Below are 22,473 nucleotides of genomic sequence, written 5' to 3' on the forward strand. Positions count from 1 at the left end.
GAGAGGGGAGCAAACAGGGAGCGATTGTGAGACCGTGGCTCAGTTAAACCGCACGTACTCGAAATCCACCGGCTGCCGGTTGATACCCATCACCGGCGGCGCGATCCAGTTGGCAAACTTGCCCGGCTCGACCACGCGGCCCATCAGGCTGGCGACAAAGGCGCGGTCGCCGTCGGTGGGCAGCCACTGGTCGCGGAAGTCGCGCCATTCAGCGTCGGAGATCACACGGCCGTCGGGCGAGACCTTGACCCCGGCGAGCGCGCCGATATTGCGGTGGAAGGCCTTGTGCGGCACCTTCAGGCGGAACGGGATGCCGGCCTTGTCGATGACCTTGTTCCAGCGCTCGATGCCGGCCATGCTGTCCTTGATGTAGTCGTCGCGCAGCACTTCGTTGAGCGCGTTCAGCATCGGCACTTCCTTCTCGGTCAGTTGGCCGTTCTGCGCCTGCAGGATGCGGTAGGTCTGGCCCTTGAGCACGTGGTCGTCCATGCGCTTGCCTTCTTCGTAGCGGCCCTTCAGGCCGGTGCTGTAGAAAGTGGCGGCGTTGCTGGATTCATCGGCACCGAACAGGTCGATGGTGACGCTGTAGTGGAAGTTCAGGTAACGCTGCAGCGTGGGCAGGTCGATCACGCCCGCGGCGCGCAGCTTGGCCGGATCGTCGGTCTTGAGTTCGTTCATCACCTGGCAGGTGCGCTGGATCACGCGCGACACGCCCGATTCGCCCACGAACATGTGGTGCGCTTCCTCGGTCAGCATGAACTTGGTGGTGCGCGCCAGCGGGTCGAAGGCGGACTCGGCCAGCGCGCACAGCTGGAACTTGCCATCGCGGTCGGTGAAGTAGGTGAACATGAAGAACGACAGCCAGTCGGGCGTCTGTTCGTTGAACGCCTGCAGGATGCGCGGGTTGTCCTGCTGGCCGCTGCGGCGCTCCAGCAGCGCCTCGCCCTCTTCGCGGCCGTCGCGGCCAAAATACTTGTGCAGCAGGTAGACCATGGCCCACAGGTGGCGGCCCTCTTCCACGTTCACCTGGAACAGGTTGCGCAGGTCGTACATGCTGGGCGCGGTCAGGCCCAGGTGGCGCTGCTGCTCGACCGAGGCGGGCTCGGTATCGCCCTGCGTCACGATGATGCGGCGCAGGTTGGCGCGGTACTCGCCCGGCACGTCCTGCCACGCGTCCTCGCCCTTGTGGTCGCCGAAATGGATCTTGCGGTTGGCCTCGGCCGGGTTCAGGAAGATGCCCCAGCGGTAGTCCGGCATCTTGACGTGGCCGAAATGGGCCCAGCCCTGCGGATCGACGCTGATCGCGGTGCGCAGGTAGATATCGTGCTGGTGCGAGCCTTCCGGGCCCATGTCGTTCCACCAGCTCAGGTAGTTGGGCTGCCATTGCTCGAGCGCGCGCTGCAGCGTGCGGTCTTCGCTCAGGTTGACGTTGTTGGGGATCTTGTCGCTGTAGTTGATGCCGGACATGGTGGTCTCCGTTTCCGTTATGCGGGCGATTCGGTATGGGTTCGGCGGGCGGTCAGACCCGGTTCCAGTCGAAGGCGGCCTTGTCGCCCTTGCCATAGACCTTGAGCGCGCCCTTGTCGCCGACCGCGTTGGGGCGCTGGAAGATCCAGTTCTGCCACGCGGTCAGGCGGCCGAAGATGCGGGTGAACATGTTTTCCTGGCCGTTGAAGCGCAGGTTGGCTTCCATGCCGGTGAGCGCATCGGGCGACATCGCCACGCGCTCTTCCAGCGCGATGCGCACTTCGTCGGTCCAGTCGATGTCGTCCGGGTTGGCGGTGACCAGGCCCAGCGCGTAGGCGGCATCGGCATCGAGCGGCTGCCCTGCCCTGGCGCGCACGGCATCGAGCGCGGGCTGCTCGTCGTAGAAGCGCCGTCCCAGGCGGCTCTGGCCGGTGGCCATCGGGTACAAGCCGAAGTTGACATCGGCCACGGTGATCTTCGGCGCGCGCGCCTCGTCGTCGGGCAGCGCCAGGTGGTAGCTGCGGTCGCACGCCAGCGCCAGTTCCAGGAAGGTGCCGGCAAAGCAGGAGCCTGGCTCGATCAGCGCGAACAGGCTGCGCGACGACACGTCCAGGCGGCTCAGCGTGCGGCGCAGCAGGCCGATGGTCTCGCGCACGAACCAGTGGTCCCTGTGCGCCAGCAGCGTGGCGTCGGTGGCCAGTACCGCGGTGGCATCGCCGCTGGTCTTGATCAGCCAGGTGCCGATGTCGAGCTCATTGGTGCGCATCGACAGGATCGCGTCTTCCAGCTCGCGCGCCAGCTGCAGCGGGTACCAGCCGGCGCCGGCCTGCACGATCGCGCCGATGTCCTGCGGCTGCGCGCCCGTCGGTGCCTTCACCGTGAAGGTGGCGGTGCGGCCGGCGCGGTCGATCTCGACCGTGACGTGCGTATAGCGCAGCGCATCCGCTTCGATCACGCGCTCGATCGGGGTGAGCGCGACGCCTTGCGCATCGGCCGGGCGGTCGCTCTGCGCGGCCAGCGCCAGCGCGCGTTCCCGCACCTTCTGCGCAAACACCGCGGGCTTGGCGATATCGTCGACCAGGCGCCAGTCCTTGGCGCGCTGGCCGCGCACGCCCTCGGTGGTGGTGCAGAAGATATCGGCGAGGTCATGGCGCACATGGCGCTTGTCGGTGACGCGGGTCAGGCCGCCGGTGCCCGGCAGCACGCCCAGCAGCGGCACTTCCGGCAGGCTCACCGCCGACGAGCGGTCGTCCACCAGCAGGATCTCGTCGCAGGCCAGCGCCAGCTCATAGCCGCCGCCGGCGCAGGCGCCGTTTACCGCGGCCAGGAATTTCAGGCCGCTGTGTGCCGAGGAGTCCTCGATGCCGTTGCGGGTCTCGTTGGTGAACTTGCAGAAGTTGACCTTCCACGCATGGCTGCTGACGCCGAGCATGAAGATATTGGCGCCCGAGCAGAACACCTTGTCCTTGCCGCTGGTGATGACCACGGTGCGCACTTCCGGATGCTCGAAGCGGATGCGGTTGAGCGCGTCGTTCAACTCGATGTCGACGCCGAGGTCGTAGCTGTTGAGCTTGAGCTTGTAGCCGGGGCGCAGGCCGGCGTTCTCGTCGATATCCACCGCCAGCGTGGCGACGGGGCCTTCGAAAGCCAGCTTCAGGTGCTTGTATTGGGAAGGATCGGTCTGGTAGTCGACGCGGGGGGCGGTGGTCACGGCGGGGTCTCCTCAGCGAAACTGCACTATCGTGCATCAACGGGTATCTGGTTTAGACGAACTATAGTTCATCAATCAGATCTTCAGCAAGCACTATTGTGCAGATTTTCAGAGGCGTGACTCGGGATGCTCTCCACCCCCGCTGACTGAGGCAGCGCCGTCACACCGGCATGCGCAACGCCTCCCGCACCAGCCCGCGCAGGCCGGCAAAGGTAGCGTCGAGCGGCTGCGCGCTGGTGTCCAGCGAGAATTCCGCCTTGGAATAGAAGGCGGCGCGGCCGGCCAGGATCTGGCGCAGGTCTTCCATGGCCTCCTTGCTGGCGGCCATCGGACGGAAGTCACCCTGCGCCCGCACCCGTTCCATATGGTGTTCCGGCTCGGCCTGCAGCCACACCGTGGTGCAGTGGGCCAGCAGCAGGTTGAAGGTGGCCGGGTCCGACACCAGGCCGCCGGGCGTGGCGATCACGGCCTCGGGATAGATCTGGATGGCCTCCTCCAGCGCGCGCCGCTCATAGCGGCGATAGGCGTTCATGCCGTACAGGCCCTGGATCTCGGAGATGCTGCAGCCGGCGAATTTCTCGATCTCGCGGCTCAGCTCCACGAACGGGAAATCCAGGTCTTCGGCCAGCATCCCGCCCAGCGTGGTCTTGCCCGCGCCGCGCAAGCCGATCAGCGCCACGCGCGGACTGCGCGCGGCCTGGGCCGCGTTCTCGCCGCCGGTACCGAGCAGCTCGCCCACGGCAATACGCACGCGCCGCAGCGTGGCTTCGTCGCGGTGTTCCAGCAACTCGCGCAGCAGGATCCATTCCGGCGACGACGTGGTGACGTCGCCCAGCAGCCCGGCCAGCGAGCACTGCAGCGCCTCGGCCACATGCTGCAGCACCAGGATGGAGGCGTTGCCGCTGCCGTATTCCAGGTTGGCGAGGTGGCGCTCGGAGACGCCCGCCGCCTGCGCGGCGGCCTTGCGGGTCAGGCCCCGGCAGGCCCGCTGCTGGCGCACGCGCTCGCCCAGGGCCACCAGGAAGGGGTTTTTCTCCGGCCCGTTGGCGGCCGCGTCGCTTGAACCATGGTGCAGTTCCGCCTCAGGGGTTAACCCAGATTCATGCAATATAGTGCTTGACATGATTTCCCCGCGGCTCTATTTTTCATACATGCACAATAATGCATGATGCCGGTGAAGGCAACCGGCGCATCAGACGGAGCCCCTCCCCTATGTCCCCAACAGAATTCCGCAGCCAGATCGCGCGCCTCACCGCGCAACTGGAAGGCCGCCCGCTCGATACCGCGCTCGATGCATGGCTGAATGCCGAGCACGGTGCGGGCAGCCCGACCTACCAGCAACTGATGGCGTCATGTCAGGCCGGCGTAGCCGAAGGCTGGCTGTGCGACCGCGAAGGCGGCGGCATCCGCTACGGCCGGGTCTTCAAGCCCGCCGACGACCTGCACGGCTTTTCGGTCGACGTGGTCGACATGCACGACATCGCCGGACCGCACCACACCCATCCCGAGGGCGAGATCGACCTGATCATGCCGCTCGACCGCGACGCGCGCTTCGACGGCCGCCCCGCCGGCTGGCTGGTGTGCCCGCCGGGCAGCGCCCACCGCCCTACCGTCAGCAACGGCCGCGCGCTGGTGCTGTACCTGCTGCCGCAAGGCCGCATCGACTTCACGCGCTGAGAGCCACCATGACCGAACTCCTTTCCAATTACCTTGGCGGCACCTGGCAACGCGGCAGCGGCGCCGGCACTGCACTGTTCGATCCGGTGCTTGGCAATGAACTGGTGCGTGTCGACGCCACCGGCCTGGACCTGGCGGCCGGCTTCGCCTTCGCCCGCGAGCAGGGCGGCGCCGCGCTGCGCGCATTGACCTACCGGCAACGCACCGCGCTGCTGGGCGAGGTGGTCAAGGTGCTGCAGGCCAATCGCGATGCCTATTACGACATCGCCACCGCCAACAGCGGCACGGTGCGCAACGACTCCGCGGTCGACATCGATGGTGCCATCTTCACGCTGGGCACTTACGCCAGGCTGGGCGATACGCTCGGCGACCGGCATTACCTGCCGGACGGCGAAGCGGCGCGGCTGGGCAAGGATCCGCTGTTCCAGTCGCAGCATGTGCTGGTGCCGACGCGCGGCGTGGCGCTGTTTATCAATGCCTTCAACTTCCCGGCGTGGGGACTGTGGGAAAAAGCCGCGCCGGCGCTGCTGGCGGGCGTGCCGGTGATCGTCAAACCCGCCACCGCAACCGCCTGGCTGACGCAGCGCATGGTGCGCGACGTGGTCGAGGCCGGCATCCTGCCAGCCGGCGCGCTGTCGGTGGTGTGCGGCAGCGCCGCGGGGCTGCTGGACGCGCTGCAGCCGTTCGACGTGGTCTCGTTCACCGGTTCGGCCGATACCGCCGCGGTGATCCGCTCGCATCCGGCCATCGCCCGGCGCTCGGTGCGCGTGAACATCGAAGCGGACAGCATCAATTCGGCCGTGCTGCTGCCGCAGGACGGCGCCGGCAGTGCTGCCTTCGACCTGCTGGCGAAGGAGGTCGTGCGCGAGATGACGGTCAAGTCCGGCCAGAAATGCACCGCGATCCGGCGCGTTTTCGTGCCCGAGGCGCTGTACGCCCAGGCCGCCGAGGCCATCGGCGCGCGGCTGTCCAAGGTAACCGTGGGCAATCCGCGCCACGATTCGGTACGCATGGGCGCACTGGTCAGCCGCGCGCAGTTCGACGCCGTGCAGGCGGGACTGGCCGGGTTGCGCGCGCACGCGCGGGTGCTGCATGACGGCGCGCGCCAGCCGCTGCTCGATGCCGACCCGGCGCTGGCCTGCTGCATCGGCCCGACGCTGCTGGGCGTGAGCGATGCCGACGCGGCCGCCGCGGTGCACGACACCGAAGTGTTCGGCCCGGTCGCCACGCTGCTGCCCTACCGGGATACGGCCCATGCCCTCGACCTGGTGCGCCGTGGCCAGGGCTCGCTGGTGGCCTCGCTCTATGGCAGCGACGCGGCCGCGCTCGGCGCCGCCGCGCTGGAGCTGGCCGACAGCCATGGACGCGTGCATGTGATTTCGCCCGAGGTGGCGCAGCTGCACACCGGCCACGGCAACGTCATGCCGCAATCGCTGCACGGCGGCCCGGGCCGCGCCGGCGGCGGCGAAGAGCTGGGCGGCCTGCGCGCCCTGCACTTCTATCACCGCCGCTGCGCCATCCAGGCCAGCACCGCAGTGCTCGGCAGCCTGGCCTGAGCGAACCGCCCCACCCGCATTCTCGCGCCGCCACATCCGCATGGCGGCGCGCGGCACACCGTACACCAGCAACAGGGGAGACAACCCATGAACGCCACGCCCGCAGCGCCACCGGTCCGGCCACCCGGCACCCCCTTCAACTTCGCCGCGCACCTGCTCCAGGGCAATGCCGCGCGCGCCGGCAAGGTGGCCTATGTCGACGACGACGGCCAGCTCACCTATGGCGAACTCGACCAGCGCGTGCGGCGCCTGGCCGCGGCGCTGCTTGCCGCCGGCATCCGCCGCGAAGAGCGCGTGCTGCTGCTGATGCACGACTGCACCGACTGGCCGGTGTGCTTTCTCGGCGCGATGTACGCCGGCATCGTCCCCGTTGCCGTCAACACCTTGCTGACCGCCGACGACTACGCCTACATGCTGCAGCACAGCCGCGCGCAGGCAGTGATGGTGTCGGCCGCGCTGGTGCCGGTGTTGCAGGACGCGCTGGCACGACCGGGGCATGAGGTGCGGCAGGTGCTGGTATCGCGTGCGCAAGCAGCATTGCCCGATGGCATGGCGACGCTGGAAACTGCGCTGGCCGCGCAGGCGCCGCTGCCGGCGCCCGCCGCCACCGGTTGCGACGATCCCGGCTTCTGGCTCTATTCGTCGGGCTCGACCGGCCAGCCCAAGGGCGTGGTGCACAGCCACGGCAACCCGTACTGGACCGCTGCGCTCTACGCCGGGCCGGTGCTCGGCCTGACCGAGCAGGATGTGTGCTTCTCCGCGGCCAAGCTGTATTTCGCTTACGGCCTGGGCAACGGGCTCAGCTTTCCGCTCAGCGTCGGCGCCACGGTGGTGCTGATGGCCGAGCGGCCCACGCCCGATGCCACGTTCCGGCGCTGGCTGCAGCACCAGCCGACGGTATTCTTCGGCGCGCCGACCGGATACGCCGGCCTGCTCGCCTCGCCGGCGCTGCCGGCCCGGGCCGAGGTCGCGCTGCGGCTGTGCTCGTCGGCCGGCGAAGCGCTGCCGGCGGACCTCGGCGAGCGTTTCACCGCGCATTTCGGCTGCGAGATCATCGACGGCATCGGCTCCACCGAGATGCTGCATATCTTCCTGTCCAACCGTCCCGGCCAGGTGCGCTACGGCACCACCGGCTGGCCGGTGCCGGGCTACACCATCGAGCTGCGCGACGAGGACGGCCGCCCCGTGCCCGACGGCGAGATCGGCGACCTGTATATCCAGGGCCCCAGCGCCGCGATGATGTACTGGGCCAACCGCGAGAAGTCGCGCGAGACCTTCCGCGGCGGCTGGACCAAGAGCGGCGACAAGTACGTGCGCAACGGCGACGGCAGCTACAGCTACGCCGGGCGCAGCGACGACATGCTCAAGGTCAGCGGCATCTATGTGTCGCCGTTCGAGGTCGAGGCCACGCTGGTGCAGCACCCCGCGGTGCTCGAAGCCGCCGTGATCGGCGTGCCGGACCACGACGGGCTGGTCAAGACCAAGGCCTTCGTGGTGCTGAAGGCCGGCGCGCAGCTGGGCGAGGACGAACTGAAGGCCTTCGTCAAGGAACGGCTGGCCGCCTTCAAGTACCCGCGCGCGATCGCCTTCGTCGAGGCGCTGCCCAAGACCGCTACCGGCAAGATCCAGCGCTTCATGCTGCGCGAACGAGAACTGCAGGCCGCCGCAGAGCGTGCCGCCGCGGTGGCGTGAGCGGCAACGCCGCCCACCGCCGCACCCCAACCATATCCGGAGACAAACCATGCGTCAGATCGATGTCCACCAGCTGGCCGACACGGCCCGCTTCAACCGCTTCCATGCGCTCATCCTGTTCTGGTGCGCGCTGATCATCATCTTCGACGGCTATGACCTGGCCGTCGCCGGCATCGCGCTGCCGTCGATCATGAAGGAGATGGGCGTGAGCGCCACCAGCGCGGGCTTCATGGTCAGCTCGGCGCTGTTCGGCATGATGTTCGGCGCGATCTTTCTCGGCACCGTGGCCGACCGCATCGGACGCCGGCGCGCCATCGCCATCTGCATCGCGCTGTTCAGCGTGTTCACCGCGGCGGCGGGCCTGACCAGCGACCCGGTCAGCTTCAGCGTGACGCGCTTCCTGGCGGGGCTGGGCATCGGCGGGGTCATGCCCAACGTGGTGGCGCAGATGACGGAATACTCGCCGCGCAAGCTGCGCGGCACGCTGGTGACGCTGATGTTCAGCGGCTATTCGGTCGGCGGCATGCTGGCCGCGCTGCTGGGCAAGGGCCTGATCGAAAGCTACGGCTGGCAGTCGGTGTTCCTTGCCGCCGGCCTGCCGGTGGTGCTGATCCCGCTGGTGCTGCGCGCGCTGCCGGAGTCGATGCCCTACCTGATCCGCACCGGCCAGACCGATGCCCTGCAAGCCGTGGTATCGCGGCTGGCGCCGTCGCATCGCCCGCAGGCCGGCGACGTCTTTACGCTGGCTGCGGACGACAAGGCCGGCAGCACGCCGATCCGCCGCCTGTTCCAGGATGGCCGCGGCGTCAGCACGGTGATGTTCTGGGTCGCGTTCTTCATGTGCCTGTTCATGGTGTATGCGCTCAGCTCGTGGCTGGCCAAACTGATGGCGGGCGCGGGCTACAGCCTGGGCTCGGCGCTGACCTTCGTGCTGGTGCTGAACTTCGGCGCGATGCTGGGCGCCATCGGCGGCGGCTGGCTGGCCGACCGGCTGCCGATCAAGCACGTGCTGGTCGGCATGTATGCGCTGGCGGCGGTGTCGATCACGCTGCTGGGCTATCCGATGCCGAGCGCCGCGCTGTTCGTGGTGGTGGGCCTGGCGGGCGCGTCCACCATCGGCACGCAGATCGTCACCTACGCCTACGCGGGCCAGTTCTACCCGATGGCGGTGCGCGGCACCGGCATCGGCTGGGCCTCCGGCGTGGGCCGCAGCGGCGCCATCCTGGCCCCGATCGTGATCGGCGTGCTGGTGGGGATGTCGCTGCCGCTGCAGCAGAACTTCATGGCGATGGCAATCCCGGCGGTGATCGCGGCGGGTGCGGTGTCGATGATCAACCACCGCAAGTCGGCCTCGGCGCAGGCGGAAGTCGCTGCGCCGGTGCGGGCGGCGGTGCGGGAGGCATGAGGGAAATTGCTTGTGACTTGAGTCCTCCCGCATGCCCATTGTTTGCTCCTTCTCCCGCAAGCGTGAGAAGGGAGCAAACCGGCAGCTTGGCAAAGGGTATTCCTACTTCCCGCCCTTCACAGTCGTATAGGCCGTGATCAGGTTGCGGTAGTCCGGGATATGGTTCGAGAACAGCGTGCCCAGGCCTTCGATGTCGTTGCGCCAGTCGCGGTGCAGCTCGCACGCCACGCCGAACCACGTCATCAGCTGCGCGCCGGCTTCCGCCATCCGGTGCCAGGCCGAATCGCGCGTGATTTCGTTGAAGGTGCCCGAGGCATCGGTCACGACGAACACTTCAAAGCCTTCTTCGATCGCCGACAGCGCCGGAAATGCCACGCATACTTCCGTGACCACGCCGGCAATCAGCAGTTGCTTCTTGCCGGTGCCGCGCACGGCCGAGACGAAGTCTTCGTTGTCCCAGGCATTGATCTGGCCCGGGCGTGGAATGAACGGCGCATCCGGGAACATGGCCTTGAGCTCGGGCACCAGTGGTCCGTTGGGGCCATCCTCGAAGCTGGTGGTCAGCACGGTCGGCAGCTTGAAATACTTGGCCAGGTCGGCCAGCGCCAGCACGTTGTTCTTGAACTTGTCGGGCTCGATGTCCCGCACCAGCGACAGCAGGCCGGCCTGGTGGTCGACCATCAGCACGGCGGCCTGGGTCTTGTCCAGGCGCTTGTAGGGCTTACTCATGGCACGCTCCTGTGGAGAAATTGCGGGCGCTGCAAAGGATCCCTTGCAGCGCCCGCGTTGAGAGGCAGTGCCTACAGGTTAGGACGTTAACGCTGGGAGTCCAGTACCTCGTGCTTCTTCTCGACTTCCTGCGCCTTCATGTAGCTCTCGATCAGCAGCTGGTAGGCCGGGAAGATCCTGGTGTAGACCTCGGCCCATTGCTGCGCGTCCGGGCGGTTCCAGGTCTGCTGCAGCTCCGACGCCACCGCGGCGGTGTCCATCGGCACCACGCCGGCCTGGACGATGCGCGCCAGCGTGATTTCCTGCGCCATCTTGGAATAGGTGCCGGAGGCGTCGACCACCGCGAACACCTTGTAGCCGTCGGCGACCGCGCTGATCGACGGGAACGCCATGCATACGCTGGTGATGGTGCCGGCGATGATCAGGGTCTTCTTGCCGGTCTCGCGCACGGCGGCGACGAAGTCGGGGTTGTCCCAGGCGTTGATCTCGCCCTTGCGCGCGACGTATTTGGCATGCGGGGCATTTTCATGGATCTCGGGGATCAGCGGGCCGTTGGGGCCCTGCGGCACCGACGCGGTGGTGATCACCGGCAGCTGGCACAGCGTCGCCATCCTGGCCAGCGCGGCGGCACGCAGGCGCAGCTCGGGCATCGGCATGTCGCCCACGGTCTGGAACAGGCCACTCTGGTGGTCGATCAGCAGCATTGCCGTATCGGCGGGATCGATGGCCGGACGCTTGCCGTTGAATTTGGCGGGTGTGGTCATTGGGCATTCTCCTATGCAGTGGGCAAAACCGGCGGTCCGGGCCATCCGGAACCGACCGTGTTGCGAAAGCATAGGACTTGGCAAATCCTGCCGGTAGACCGGAAAATCTGCCTTCAGCGTCCTACTGGCAGGACGACAGGAGCCGCCCTTTGCATCCGGACCTCAATGACCTGTACTACTTTGCGCAGGTGGTCGACCACCAGGGCTTTGCCCCGGCCGGCCGCGTGCTGGGCGTCCCCAAGTCCAAGCTCAGCCGGCGCGTGGCCCTGCTGGAAGAGCGCCTGGGGGTGCGCCTGATCCAGCGCTCGACGCGGCGCTTCTCGGTGACCGAGCTGGGACAGACCTATTACGCCCACTGCAAGGCCATGCTGGTCGAGGCCGAGGCCGCCGAGAGCGCGATTGAGCAAAGCCGCGCCGAGCCCAGCGGGCTGGTGCGCATGACCTGCCCGGTGGCCCTGCTGCATGCGCACGTGGGCGGGATGGTGGCCGACTTCATGGCGGCCAATCCCAAGGTCATCGTGCACCTGGAGGCCACCAACCGGCGCGTCGACGTGGTCGCCGAGGGCATCGACCTGGCCGTGCGCGTGCGCGTGCCGCCGCTGGAAGACAGCGACCTGGTGATGCGGGTGCTGGCGCAGCGCGCATGGTGCTTTGTCGCCAGCCCGGCGCTGCTGGCCAGGCACGGACCGCTGCTGGCGCCGGCGGACCTGAACGCCCTGCCCACGCTGGACCTGGGGCCGCCGCGCCCGTCGCACACCTGGTCGCTGTACGGGCCCGGCGGCGCCAGCGCCGACCTGCACCACAAGCCCCGGCTGGTCACCGACGACATGATCATGCTGCGCACCGCGGCGATGGCCGGCGCCGGCGTCGTGCAACTGCCGGTGATGATGATGACCGACGAGCTGCGCGATGGCCGCCTGGTCAAGGTGCTGCCGGAATGGTCGGTCAAGGGCGGCGTGATCCACGCCGTGTTTCCGTCGCGGCGCGGGCTGCTGCCGTCGGTGCGCGAGCTGATCGATTTCCTGTCGCAGCGCTTCGCGCAGATCAACGAATCCTGAGAGCGGCGGCGCGCCCCGCGCCAGGGGCAGTGGCCGTCACGCGGGCGGCCGTGGGCCGGAAGTGGTATCATCCACGTTCCCATGTACAGACCGGATCGGCAACGCCCGCCTTCTGTGCATCTGCCGCAGACACTCTCTGCTTGTAAGCACTTCAGTAGCGGCATATCAGGCGCAAACCCGGGTCGACACCCTCTGCGTCCTCGGGCCCACAGCCCATCACCCTTTTCCGACCAGCGGCTGGTCCGCTCCGCGACGATCGCCCGTACCCTCCCCCGGTACGCCGGCGCCTCGGCTTGCGCAGGCATGGTCCACTTCACGCCAGATGCAACGCCCGTGCTTGCGCGCGGGCCCGATGCTGGCACATCGCAACGGCTGACGGCCGCCACCGCGCCACGCGCCGCATCGGCATGCCGATGCCCACGCTGCCGACGGCCGCGCCCAAGAACAGGTAACCCATTGAATCGAGTCAACTCCATCCAGCACAGCCCTTATACCGTTTCCGTCTATCCGATCGAGCAGGAACCCGGCCTCTGGTTCGCGACCTACATGATTGCGGAATACCGCAACGGCGCCGAACGCATCGTGGCCAACGTGGCCATGCGCCATGACACCCACCGCTCCGAAGCCCGCGCCAGGCAGGCAGCGCGCCGCGCGGGCGAACATGCCGCGGCGCGCCTGCGCCAGCAGTAGGCCGCGCCGCAAGCTGCTTCGTCAGTCCCCTCCCATCGGCCTGCCGCTATCCGGCTGGCCGCCACCACGGCGCGCGCGCAAGCCGCGCGGCTACAGCAAGGAGCTCCCTTGGCAAAAGAAGAACTGGTCGAATTTGGCGGCAAGGTGTCGGAAGTGCTGCCCGACAACCGCTTTCGCGTGACCCTGGAAAACGGCTTCGAAGTCTGGGCGTATTCGTCCGGGCGGCTGAAGAAGAACCGCATCCGCGTGCTGGCGGGCGACCGTGTCACGCTGGAGATGTCGCCCTATGACCTGACCAAGGGCCGCATCAACTACCGGCACAAGTCCTAGCCGGCACCCCTTCGCCATGGCATGCGCCGCGCCGGCGCGTGCCGTCCCGCAATGCTCTATCCCTCAATCAAGGAGAATCGATCATGTCCGTCATCGAAGAATGGGAAGCCCTGCACCTGACGCCGGAAGGCTGGCAGCCGGGCAGCTACCGGCACGCGCCCTGGCAAGCCGTGGAAATCGCACCGCCCGCGGCGGGCGTGCTGACCGTCAGGCGCCATGTGACAGCCACCTATTGCGGTCCGTCGCGCGCGGTGGAGGACCGTACGCCGGAGATCACGGACATGGCGCTAATCGAAGCGCTGCTGGAGCGCCACGGCGACCCCGTGTTCCGGATCTGATAGCCAGGCGGCGTTCCGCGCAGCCGCCTGCCGTTGCCGCCGGCGCACTGACACGTCAGCCAAGCACGCGCACATGCGGCCGGGCCGTCCTGAGCCCGGCGCCGACCGTGCGCAACTCGCCGTCCCACGGGGCGGCGGACAGGTCCAGCACATAGTCGCCCTCGCGCGCCTTGTCGTGCAGCTGGTCGCGCACCACCTGGCCGATGGCCAGGCGGCACAACGCCTCGCCACTGGTGGCAAGCTGGCCGCGCAAGGCAGCCGGGTCGGTCAGCACGCCGAACGAACGCCGCCCCACGCCCACGAAGCTGGTGAACAGCACGCCGGTGGGACGCTCGGCATCGATAAAGCAGATGGCCACGTGATAGGTGGTGCCTTTGCCCTCGCCGGGCAACGTGCACAGAAAACCGGATGATCCCGTACGCATGTCCATGAACGGACTCCTTGCAGTCTGACGGATGACGCCGCGCGCCTCCGGTTGCGCAACCGGCCGGATCTGCCGGCACGCTGCAAACACCCGCGCCCTGAAGCGACGCCCCGCAGTGACGCCCTGCAGTGACGCCCTACAGCGACGCCACGGATTCGCCGGCAACCAGGCCGTTGATGATGTCTTCGCCGAACTGCAGCGCGCCGCGGCGGGCCGAGCCGATGTTCTCCCAGCGCGACTGGCCCAGCGGGAACACGCGTGCATGGTCCTCGCCCGGGCGATAGCCTTCGCGGCAGATCACGATCGAAGCCTGGAAAGTGTTGTCGGGCCGGGTACGCGGCCAGGCCTGCCCGGGCCGGTTGCGGTAGACCAGCGGGTACAGGTCAAAACCCTTGTAGCTGGCAAAGGGTGTGGTGCCGGGAACATTGTTGCCGGGACTACGGCTGGGACTGCTGTCGCTCACGACGGCTCCATGCGGCATGGCGCCGCGTTGATGGAAAGAGAAATGCAGGAACGGCGCCGGCCTTAGCTCAGGACGCCGGCAATCCGGACGAGGTCACCGATACCCCGGGCACCGCGCCGTTGATGATCGCTTCGGCATAGCGCAGCGCACCACGGCGGGCGCCGCCGACGTTGTCCCACGGCGTGGCATCCAGGCGGAACGTGCGCGCCTGCGCGCCGTCCGGCGACTCGCCCTCGAGGCAGATCACCACCGCCGCATCGAACGAGCGGTCGGGCCGCGGCTCTGGCCACACGCGCGTGATGGTGTGCTTGTACACCAGGGGATAGAGGTCGTACCCCTTGTATGTCGCAGCTGGATAGATATCCATGGCAGCCTCCCGCGCAATGATGGTGTTGCCCCCACTCTACGCCTGTTGCGGGCCGCGCAGTGGCTTTATTTCACCATCGGCCGGCATCATGCCGGGCAAAATGAAAAAGCTCCGCCGCAGCGGAGCTTTTCTTATCAAGCTGGCGCCGGGGCGCTCAGCTCAAATCGGTTCGACGCGCTCAGATCGGCTCGATCTTGGTCGCGGCCGGGCCCTTCTGGCCGACGCCGGCGACATAACGCACCTTCTGGCCTTCTTGCAGCGACTTGAAGCCGCTGCCCTGGATTTCAGAGAAGTGCGCGAACAGGTCGTTGCCGCCTGCATCAGGCGTAATGAAGCCAAAACCCTTCGAATCGTTGAACCACTTTACGGTACCGGTTTCCATGCTGGATTCCTCAATAAGTTTTTCTCACCGGCAAAAGCGCCGGCAAGGCATGACGATCAAGGAAGACACAAGGAGAAAAAGTGGCGCCGTGTGGGCAAGCACCTGGACTTCTAGGTTGCTGCTTGAAAGATCCTGCACCGACCCTTGTACACGCCAGCCCTTGCCGTGTCAATCAACTTCGCCGGATCGATGGTGAATCGGCACGCAAAGTGCGGGGTGAAGGTCTTCCCGTCCTGCACGCGGCATGCATGCTACAGTGGCCCATCGAACGGAACGCTACGGATGACACTCTGCACTGCCTGCCAGGCCATCGAACGCCATGTGCGCGGCGCCCCCGGGCACGCCGCGCTGCGCATCACCGACACCCGACGCATCAAGCCGCCCCGCTCGGCGGCCGTCACCATCAGCAGCTTCGTCTGCCAGGATTGCGGTGCCGCATGGACCTACCGCGACCAGAAAAGCGGCCCGGAACAAGGGTGGGACCTGCCCGCCGAAACGCCGCAGCCGTAAGCGGAGCGGCGATGCAAGGAAAAAACCCCGGACCAGGGTCCGGGGTTTTGCTCACGCGCGGCCCGCAACGCGGGCCGACCGCGCTCAGGCAGCCACCGCAGCCAGCGCGGCGTTCAGCGTCTGGCTCGGGCGCATCGCGGCGCTGAGCTTGGCGGCGTCCGGCTGGTAGTAGCCGCCGATGTCGACCGGCTGGCCCTGCACCGCGGCGAGTTCGCCGACGATCTTCTGCTCGTTGTCGGTCAGCGTCCTGGCCAGCGGTGCGAACCTGGCGGCCAGTTCGGCGTCGTCCGACTGCGCGGCCAGTTCCTGGGCCCAGTACATCGCCAGGTAGAACTGGCTGCCGCGGTTATCCAGCTCGCCGGTCTTGGGCGACGGGCTCTTGTTGTTGTCGAGCAGCTTGCCGGTGGCGGCATCCAGCGTCTTCGCCAGGATCTTGGCACGGGCGTTGCCGGTCTTGATGCCGACGTCTTCCAGCGACACCGCCAGCGCCAGGAACTCGCCCAGCGAATCCCAGCGCAGGTGGTTTTCTTCGACCAGTTGCTTGACGTGCTTGGGTGCCGAGCCGCCCGCGCCGGTTTCATACATGCCGCCGCCGGCCATCAGTGGCACGATCGACAGCATCTTGGCGCTCGTGCCCAGCTCCATGATCGGGAACAGGTCGGTCAGGTAGTCGCGCAGGATGTTGCCGGTCACCGAGATGGTGTCCAGGCCGCGGATCACGCGCTCGAGCGTATAACGCATGGCGCGCACCTGCGACATGATCTGGATGTCCAGGCCGCTGGTGTCGTGGTCCTTCAGGTACGTTTCCACCTTCTTGATCAGCTCGGCCTCGTGCGGACGGTACGGGTCCAGCCAGAACACCGCCGGCATGCCCGAGTTGCGCGCGCGCGTGACGGCCAGCTTGACCCAGTCGCGGATCGGCGCGTCCTTGACCTGGCACATGCGCCAGATGTCGCCCTGCTCGACGTTCTGCGTCAGCAGCACTTCACCGGTGGCGAGGTCGACGATGTTGGCGACGCCGTCTTCAGCGATCTCGAAGGTCTTGTCGTGCGAGCCGTATTCCTCGGCCTTCTGCGCCATCAGGCCGACGTTGGGCACGGTGCCCATGGTGGTCGGGTCGAAGTTGCCGTTGGTCTTGCAGAAGTTGATGATCTCCTGGTAGATGCGGGCGAAGGTGCTTTCCGGGATCACCGCCTTGGTGTCCTTCGGACGGCCGTCGGCGCCCCACATCTTGCCGCCGATGCGGATCATGGCCGGCATCGAGGCATCGACGATCACGTCGTTGGGCGCGTGCAGGTTCGAGATGCCCTTGGCCGAGTCCACCATCGCCAGTTCCGGGCGATGCTCGTGGCAGGCGTGCAGGTCGCGGATGATCTCTTCGCGCTTGGAGCTGGGCAGCGACTCGATCTTCTCGTACAGGTTGACCAGGCCGTTGTTGACGTTGACGCCCAGTTCGTCGAACAGCGCGCCGTGCTTGGCGAAGGCTTCCTTGTAGAAGATCTTGACGGCGTGGCCGAACACGATCGGGTGCGACACCTTCATCATGGTCGCCTTGACGTGCAGCGACAGCATTACGCCGGTCTTGCGCGCGTCTTCGAACTGCTCTTCATAGAAGGCGCACAGGGCCTTCTTGCTCATGAACATGCTGTCGATGATCTCGCCGTCCTGCAGCGAAACCTTGGGCTTGAGCACGATGGTCTTGCCGCTCTTGGTGATCAGCTCCATCTTGACGTCGCGAGCCTTGTCCAGCGTCATCGACTTCTCGCCGTGGTAGAAGTCGCCGTGCTTCATGTGGGCCACGTGCGTGCGCGAGGCCATGCTCCACTCGCCCATGCTGTGCGGGTGCTTGCGCGCGTAGTTCTTGACCGCGGCCGGGGCGCGGCGATCGGAGTTGCCTTCGCGCAGGACCGGGTTCACGGCCGAGCCCAGGCACTTGGAATAGCGCTTCTGGATCGCCTTTTCTTCGTCAGTCTTCGGGTCTTCGGGGTAGTCGGGCACCTTGTAGCCCTTGCCCTGCAGCTCGCGGATGGCGCTGACCAGCTGGTGCACCGAGGCGCTGATGTTGGGCAGCTTGATGATGTTGGTGTCCGGCAGCTGCGTCAGCTTGCCCAGCTCGGCCAGGTTGTCCGGCACGCGCTGCGCTTCGGTCAGGAATTCGGGGAACTCGCCCAGGATACGGCCCGCCACCGAGATGTCGCTGGTGGTCACGTTGATGCCGGCCGGCTTGGTGAAGGTCTGGATGATCGGGAGGAACGCACTGGTCGCCAGCAGCGGGGCTTCGTCGGTCAGCGTGTAGATGATGGTGGGTTGCTGGGTACTCATTGCTTCTCTCAGATCCTCTATCGGTGGGTGGGACTTCTGCCTGCCGGGTCACGGTCAGGGCAACAAACTAGGCGAAAAGTAGAATTTTGCCTCAGTTTGCTTTCAGGAATCTGAAAACCACCGCATCCGGGGCGGCAATCGGGCAGAAAATTGGGCTGATCACGGGCTTGTGCAGTCGGATGGCGTCCATTGCACCTGAACGGTGCCGTCCGCGCCGCGCCTCAAAAAATGGGGACAGGAATCCGCCGCCGGGTGGCCGGCAAGTGCCACCGACGGATCACATCCGCTCGGAGGGCGCGCCCCTCTCCGCTGAGGGGAGAGGGGAAAACTGCAGCAAGCCCCTCAGGCCGCCAGCCTGAACGTCGCCACCGCCTCCTTCAGCCGCTGCGCCTGCTCCTCGAGCGAACCCGCCGCCGCCGCGGCCTCTTCCACCAGTGCCGCGTTCTGCTGCGTCACCGTATCCATCTGCGTCACCGCCTGGTTCACCTGCTCGATGCCCGAGCTCTGCTCGGCCGACGCCGCGCTGATCTCGCCCATGATGTCGGTCACGCGCTTGACGGCCGCGACGATCTCTTCCATGGTCTGGCCCGACTGCGTCACCAGCATCGAGCCCTTTTCGACGCGATCGACCGAATCGCCGATCAGCGCCTTGATCTCCTTGGCCGCGGTCGCGCTGCGTTGCGCCAGCGTGCGCACTTCGCCCGCCACCACGGCAAAGCCGCGGCCCTGCTCGCCGGCGCGCGCGGCTTCCACCGCGGCGTTCAGCGCCAGGATATTGGTCTGGAACGCAATGCCCTCGATCACGGCGATGATGTCGACCACCTTCCTCGACGCGCCGTTGATCTCTTCCATGGTCTCGGCCACCTTGCCCGCGACTTCGCCGCCCTTGGCCGCGATATCGGAGGCGTTGACCGCGAGCGTGCTGGCCTGGCGCGCGTTGTCGGCGTTCTGGCGCACGATGCTGGTCAGCTCTTCCATGCTGGCCGCGGTCTGCTGCAGCGACGAGGCCTGTTCCTCGGTGCGCTGCGACAGGTCGGTGTTGCCGGCGGCGATCTGGCTGGTGCCCGACACGATCGACTCGGTGCCGGCGCGCACCTGGCGCACGATACGCAGGATATTGGCGTTCATGTCCGCCAGTGCCTGCAGCAGCTGGCCGGTTTCGTCGCGCCTGTCGACGTCGATGCGGCTGGTCAGGTCGCCCGACGCCACCGTGCGCGCCACCGCCACGGCGCGATGCAGCGGACGCGTAATGCCGATGGTGAGCCAGAACGCGAACGCAATGCCGATGCCCAGCACCACCACGCCCAGCCCGATCAGGCTGTTGCGCGCGTTGACGTAGATGGCGTTGATCTCGCGCGCGGTGGCGTCGATGCTGGCGCGCTGGATGTCGAGCAGCTTCTGGATCTCGGCCAGGTAGGCGTCGCCGGCGGGCACGAACTCTTTCTCCAGCACCTGGTTGGCTTCCTCGGTCAAACCTTCCTGCTTGAGCTTCGTGATCTTGTCGCGCCCGTTGTTGTACGGGTCGCGCACGCTCAGGATTTTCTGGAACGCGGCCTTTTCCTGCTCCGAGCTGAGCATCGGCTGCAGCTTGTCGCGCAGCTGGGCAATGCCTTCGATCGATGCCTTGGTCTCGGCGGCAAAGAACTGGCCCAGCGACGGGTCGGCGCTGCGCGCCACCGCGGTGGTGCGGCGCACGCTGGTATGCATGAGGCGGTACCAGTCGCTGACCAGCCGCTCCTTGGTCAGCGGCTGCTGCATCATCGCGTGGGTGCGCTCGGCCACCTGCTGCAGCCGCAGCATGCCCAAGCCCGTCATCAGCGCCGCAAGCAGCAATACCACCCCAAAACCGATGCCGAGGCGAACCCCGATACCTAGATTCTTCATTTCTTCTACCTGATTAGCATTGGTCACGGCGAAGTGCTGCCGCGCACGGCATGGGTCGGCGCAGCGCTCTTCGCTCTCATCGTCCGCGGGCGGGCCGGGTCGGGCCGACGCACAGGCGGGCTATGGATGCCAACGGCAGGGGCGGCGGTAACTTTAGGGTCTTCCTCGATTGACGGCCAGAAGTGTGCGGATACCGGCTATAGTGGACAAGATCCCGGCCAAAACGGACACGCCGTCCCCGCCGCCGGCCGACCTGCCAGTCCTTCCACCAGGAGACCCAGCATGGCCACCACGCCTCCCAATCCCTTTGCCGATTTCACCAGGATGATGGAACAGTTCCGCCTGCCGGGCGTGGACATGAGCGCGGTGGTCGAAGCGCGCCGCAAGGACATCGAAGCCCTGGCCGAGGCCAACCGGCTGGCCTATGAAGGCATGCAGGCCATCGTGAGGAAGCAGCAGGAAATTTTCGCCCAGACCATGCAGCAGTTGCAGGCGGCCGCCCAGCAGTACGGCACGGCGAGCAATCCGGCCGAGGCCATGGCCAGGCACAGCGAGTTCGTGCAGCAGCAGCTGCACCAGGCGCTGGAGAACATGCGCGCACTGGCCGAGACCGCGCAGAAGGCGCAAGCCGAGGCGCTTGCCGTGATCAGCAAGCGCGCCGAACAGAACGTGAAGGAGGCCGGGGAAATTCTCCAGCCGAAAACCAAACCCCGCGGCTAGCGCCGCTCAGCGAAACCGCGCGGCTAGCGCCGCTCAGGCGGGACCTGCCCCACCGCCTCGACCAGGCGGGCATGCGCGGCCAGGTCCACCGGCCGGTGCTTGACCTTGGTACTGGCCGGGTTGTTGCCCAGGTAGTTGCCGTTCTTCCAGTCGCGCGCCGGTCGCACCGGCCGGGGCGCGAAACCACCCCCGCAGTTCGGGCAGACATTGCCGAGCAGTTCGACGCAGCCCGCGCAGAAGGTGCATTCGAACGAGCAGATGCGCGCTTCGGCGGAATCCGGCGGCAGGGCCTTGTTGCAGTGTTCGCAGCCTGGTCTGAGTTCCAGCATGGCGCATGGCTCCTTTTCTGGATGAGCGGTTCGGGACCGCCATCGTAGCCGGATTCCGCGCGGCCGGCATGGCGCCGGCCGCTGCTTCAGGTCAGATCACGCCTTGCGCCAGCATGGCGTCGGCCACCTTGACGAAGCCGGCGATGTTCGCGCCTTCCACGTAGTTGATGTAGCCATCCGCCTTCTGGCCGTGGTGGATGCAGTTCTGGTGGATGTCCTTCATGATCGCGTGCAGCTTCTCGTCGACCTCGGCATGGTGCCAGGACAGGCGCATCGCGTTCTGCGACATCTCCAGGCCCGAGGTCGCGACGCCGCCGGCGTTGCTGGCCTTGCCCGGCGCGTACAGGATCCTGGCCTCGACAAAGCGGTCCACCGCCTCCAGCGTCGACGGCATGTTGGCGCCTTCGGCCACGCAGATCACGCCATTGCCCAGCAGGGTCTCGGCATCGTTGCCGTCGAGTTCGTTCTGGGTGGCGCACGGCAGCGCCACGTCGGCGGGCACGTGCCACGGGGTGCGGCCGGCTTCGAAGCTCATGCCGTGGCGGGCGGCAAAGTCCGACAGGCGGCCGCGCTCTTCATTCTTGAAGGCCATGACTTCGGCCAGTTGCTCGGTGGTCATGCCCTGCGGGTAGTGCAGCACGCCGCCGGAATCGGACAGCGTCAGCACCCTGGCCCCGAGCTCGATCGCCTTCTCGGCCGCGTACTGCGCCACGTTGCCCGAGCCGGAAATCAGCACGCGCAGCCCGTCGAAGCCACGCCCGCGACGGTGCAGCATTTCCTGCGCGAAGTAGACCGTGCCGTAGCCGGTCGCCTCGGGACGCATCAGGCTGCCGCCGTAGGCCAGGCCCTTGCCGGTAAACACGCAGGCCGACTGGTTCGACAGCTTCTTCATCATGCCGGCCATGAAGCCGACTTCGCGCGCGCCCACGCCGATATCGCCGGCCGGGATGTCGGTATCCGGGCCCAGGTGGCGGTACAGCTCGGTCACCAGCGCCTGGCAGAAGCGCATCACTTCACCGTCCGACTTGCCCTTGGGATCGAAGTCCGAGCCGCCCTTGCCGCCGCCCATGGGCAGCGTGGTCAGCGCGTTCTTGAAGGTCTGCTCGAACCCCAGGAACTTCAGCACCGACAGGTTCACGGTCGGGTGGAAGCGCATGCCGCCCTTGAACGGGCCGATGGCCGAGCTGTGCTGCACGCGGAAGGCGCGGTTGACCTGCACGCGGTTCTGGTCGTCGGTCCATGCCACGCGGAACTGGATCACGCGCTCGGGCTCGACCAGCCGCTCGAGCAGGGCCTGGTCGGCGTAGCGGGGATTGCGCTCGACGAACGGCCACAGCGTCATCATGACTTCCTTCACGGCCTGGAGGAATTCGGGTTGATTGGGGTCGCGGCGGGCAACCCCCGCCAGAAATGCGTCAAGGGAAGGAGAATTCACGGATGTCTCTTGCTGTGCTGGAGTGGCAGGATGCGGCAGCCTTGCCGGCTGGATGCCGGTCTGCGGTGCCGTGTGGCGTTGCGCCGATGGAAGGTGGGTCGCCTCCGGTTTATCGGACGGGCACGGCTGACCGTGCCGGTCCGACAACCCAGCACTTTAGCACCACCATGGGGCACAGGACAGTCAAAACACCTGTGACAGCGGCGTCAAAGCCGCATTT

General features: G+C 66.9%; 23 protein-coding genes. 10 read left to right on the top strand and 13 right to left on the bottom strand.

The genetic code is table 11. The features are described from left to right. Window positions 1-39 precede the first annotated feature (39 nt). From boxB to CBM2588_RS23930, 3 genes are all read right to left on the bottom strand, one after another. Window positions 40-1,467, bottom strand: coding sequence for a benzoyl-CoA 2,3-epoxidase subunit BoxB (boxB, locus tag CBM2588_RS23920; protein WP_115682804.1), 1,428 nt, complete (start codon window positions 1,465-1,467; stop codon window positions 40-42). 52 nt (window positions 1,468-1,519) lie between these two features. Next, entirely contained in the window at window positions 1,520-3,178 is a 1,659-nt protein-coding gene (gene boxC, locus CBM2588_RS23925) for a 2,3-epoxybenzoyl-CoA dihydrolase (RefSeq protein WP_115682805.1), read from the bottom strand. 160 nt (window positions 3,179-3,338) lie between these two features. After that, window positions 3,339-4,301, bottom strand: coding sequence for a helix-turn-helix transcriptional regulator (locus CBM2588_RS23930; protein ID WP_115682806.1), 963 nt, complete (start codon window positions 4,299-4,301; stop codon window positions 3,339-3,341). 89 nt (window positions 4,302-4,390) lie between these two features. Between CBM2588_RS23930 and CBM2588_RS23935 the strand changes: the two genes are divergently transcribed. The 4 genes from CBM2588_RS23935 (at window position 4,391) to CBM2588_RS23950 (ending at window position 9,508) form a co-directional block, all read left to right on the top strand. Next, on the top strand, window positions 4,391-4,855 hold the full coding sequence (locus tag CBM2588_RS23935; RefSeq protein ID WP_115682807.1) for a DUF4863 family protein: 465 nt from the start codon (window positions 4,391-4,393) through the stop codon (window positions 4,853-4,855). An 8-nt stretch (window positions 4,856-4,863) separates the two neighbouring features. Continuing rightward, complete coding sequence (locus CBM2588_RS23940) at window positions 4,864-6,411, top strand: 3,4-dehydroadipyl-CoA semialdehyde dehydrogenase (RefSeq protein ID WP_115682808.1); 1,548 nt, start codon at window positions 4,864-4,866, stop codon at window positions 6,409-6,411. Between the two features lie 87 nt (window positions 6,412-6,498). Next, window positions 6,499-8,103, top strand: a complete 1,605-nt coding sequence (locus tag CBM2588_RS23945) for a benzoate-CoA ligase family protein (protein WP_115682809.1) — start codon at window positions 6,499-6,501, stop codon at window positions 8,101-8,103. Between the two features lie 49 nt (window positions 8,104-8,152). Then, window positions 8,153-9,508 carry an MFS transporter gene (locus CBM2588_RS23950; protein ID WP_115682810.1) on the top strand — a complete coding sequence of 452 codons (1,356 nt, stop codon included), beginning with the start codon at window positions 8,153-8,155 and terminating at the stop codon, window positions 9,506-9,508. Between the two features lie 102 nt (window positions 9,509-9,610). Here the strand turns inward: CBM2588_RS23950 and ycaC are convergent, their stop codons facing one another. Both ycaC and CBM2588_RS23960 read right to left on the bottom strand, forming a co-directional pair. Then, complete coding sequence (ycaC, locus tag CBM2588_RS23955) at window positions 9,611-10,237, bottom strand: isochorismate family cysteine hydrolase YcaC (RefSeq protein ID WP_115682811.1); 627 nt, start codon at window positions 10,235-10,237, stop codon at window positions 9,611-9,613. 86 nt (window positions 10,238-10,323) lie between these two features. Continuing rightward, a complete protein-coding gene (locus CBM2588_RS23960) occupies window positions 10,324-11,001 on the bottom strand; it encodes an isochorismatase family protein (protein WP_115682812.1) in 678 nt (225 codons plus the stop codon). Window positions 11,002-11,150: 149 nt separating this feature from the next. On the opposite strand from CBM2588_RS23960, the gene CBM2588_RS23965 reads away from it, so the two are divergent. From CBM2588_RS23965 to CBM2588_RS23980, 4 genes are all read left to right on the top strand, one after another. Beyond that, the gene (locus CBM2588_RS23965) at window positions 11,151-12,059 is read left to right on the top strand and encodes a LysR family transcriptional regulator (protein WP_115682813.1); all 909 of its coding nucleotides are present in this window, start codon (window positions 11,151-11,153) and stop codon (window positions 12,057-12,059) included. A 456-nt stretch (window positions 12,060-12,515) separates the two neighbouring features. Beyond that, window positions 12,516-12,749, top strand: a complete 234-nt coding sequence (locus tag CBM2588_RS23970; protein WP_115682814.1) for an isochorismatase — start codon at window positions 12,516-12,518, stop codon at window positions 12,747-12,749. 108 nt (window positions 12,750-12,857) lie between these two features. Then, window positions 12,858-13,079 (top strand): translation initiation factor IF-1, encoded by a 222-nt coding sequence (gene infA / locus CBM2588_RS23975; protein WP_115682815.1) that lies wholly within the window; start codon window positions 12,858-12,860, stop codon window positions 13,077-13,079. A gap of 83 nt (window positions 13,080-13,162) precedes the next feature. After that, the gene (locus tag CBM2588_RS23980; RefSeq protein ID WP_018008446.1) at window positions 13,163-13,417 is read left to right on the top strand and encodes a hypothetical protein; all 255 of its coding nucleotides are present in this window, start codon (window positions 13,163-13,165) and stop codon (window positions 13,415-13,417) included. Between the two features lie 55 nt (window positions 13,418-13,472). On the opposite strand, the gene CBM2588_RS23985 is transcribed toward CBM2588_RS23980, so the two are convergent. From CBM2588_RS23985 to CBM2588_RS24000, 4 genes are all read right to left on the bottom strand, one after another. Continuing rightward, window positions 13,473-13,847 (bottom strand): hypothetical protein, encoded by a 375-nt coding sequence (locus CBM2588_RS23985; RefSeq protein ID WP_115682816.1) that lies wholly within the window; start codon window positions 13,845-13,847, stop codon window positions 13,473-13,475. A gap of 130 nt (window positions 13,848-13,977) precedes the next feature. Further along, on the bottom strand, window positions 13,978-14,304 hold the full coding sequence (locus CBM2588_RS23990; protein ID WP_115683711.1) for a hypothetical protein: 327 nt from the start codon (window positions 14,302-14,304) through the stop codon (window positions 13,978-13,980). A 67-nt stretch (window positions 14,305-14,371) separates the two neighbouring features. After that, complete coding sequence (locus CBM2588_RS23995; protein WP_115682817.1) at window positions 14,372-14,671, bottom strand: hypothetical protein; 300 nt, start codon at window positions 14,669-14,671, stop codon at window positions 14,372-14,374. A 178-nt stretch (window positions 14,672-14,849) separates the two neighbouring features. Continuing rightward, entirely contained in the window at window positions 14,850-15,053 is a 204-nt protein-coding gene (locus tag CBM2588_RS24000; RefSeq protein ID WP_020202065.1) for a cold-shock protein, read from the bottom strand. Between the two features lie 282 nt (window positions 15,054-15,335). Here CBM2588_RS24000 and CBM2588_RS24005 point away from each other — a divergent pair, with 282 nt between their 5' ends. Beyond that, the gene (locus CBM2588_RS24005; RefSeq protein WP_115682818.1) at window positions 15,336-15,563 is read left to right on the top strand and encodes a hypothetical protein; all 228 of its coding nucleotides are present in this window, start codon (window positions 15,336-15,338) and stop codon (window positions 15,561-15,563) included. Window positions 15,564-15,647: 84 nt separating this feature from the next. On the opposite strand, the gene CBM2588_RS24010 is transcribed toward CBM2588_RS24005, so the two are convergent. Both CBM2588_RS24010 and CBM2588_RS24015 read right to left on the bottom strand, forming a co-directional pair. Beyond that, window positions 15,648-17,885, bottom strand: coding sequence for an NADP-dependent isocitrate dehydrogenase (locus CBM2588_RS24010; RefSeq protein WP_115682819.1), 2,238 nt, complete (start codon window positions 17,883-17,885; stop codon window positions 15,648-15,650). 342 nt (window positions 17,886-18,227) lie between these two features. Further along, entirely contained in the window at window positions 18,228-19,769 is a 1,542-nt protein-coding gene (locus CBM2588_RS24015) for a methyl-accepting chemotaxis protein (RefSeq protein WP_115682820.1), read from the bottom strand. 282 nt (window positions 19,770-20,051) lie between these two features. Between CBM2588_RS24015 and CBM2588_RS24020 the strand changes: the two genes are divergently transcribed. Beyond that, window positions 20,052-20,489 (top strand): phasin family protein, encoded by a 438-nt coding sequence (locus tag CBM2588_RS24020; protein ID WP_115682821.1) that lies wholly within the window; start codon window positions 20,052-20,054, stop codon window positions 20,487-20,489. Window positions 20,490-20,512: 23 nt separating this feature from the next. Here CBM2588_RS24020 and CBM2588_RS24025 read toward each other — a convergent pair whose 3' ends face one another. Next, window positions 20,513-20,818 carry a DUF1272 domain-containing protein gene (locus CBM2588_RS24025; protein WP_115682822.1) on the bottom strand — a complete coding sequence of 102 codons (306 nt, stop codon included), beginning with the start codon at window positions 20,816-20,818 and terminating at the stop codon, window positions 20,513-20,515. Between the two features lie 91 nt (window positions 20,819-20,909). After that, a complete protein-coding gene (gene gdhA, locus CBM2588_RS24030) occupies window positions 20,910-22,253 on the bottom strand; it encodes an NADP-specific glutamate dehydrogenase (RefSeq protein WP_115682823.1) in 1,344 nt (447 codons plus the stop codon). Window positions 22,254-22,473 lie beyond the last annotated feature (220 nt).

This window comes from Cupriavidus taiwanensis (assembly GCF_900250075.1).
GTDB classification, from domain to species: Bacteria; Pseudomonadota; Gammaproteobacteria; order Burkholderiales; family Burkholderiaceae; genus Cupriavidus; species Cupriavidus taiwanensis_C.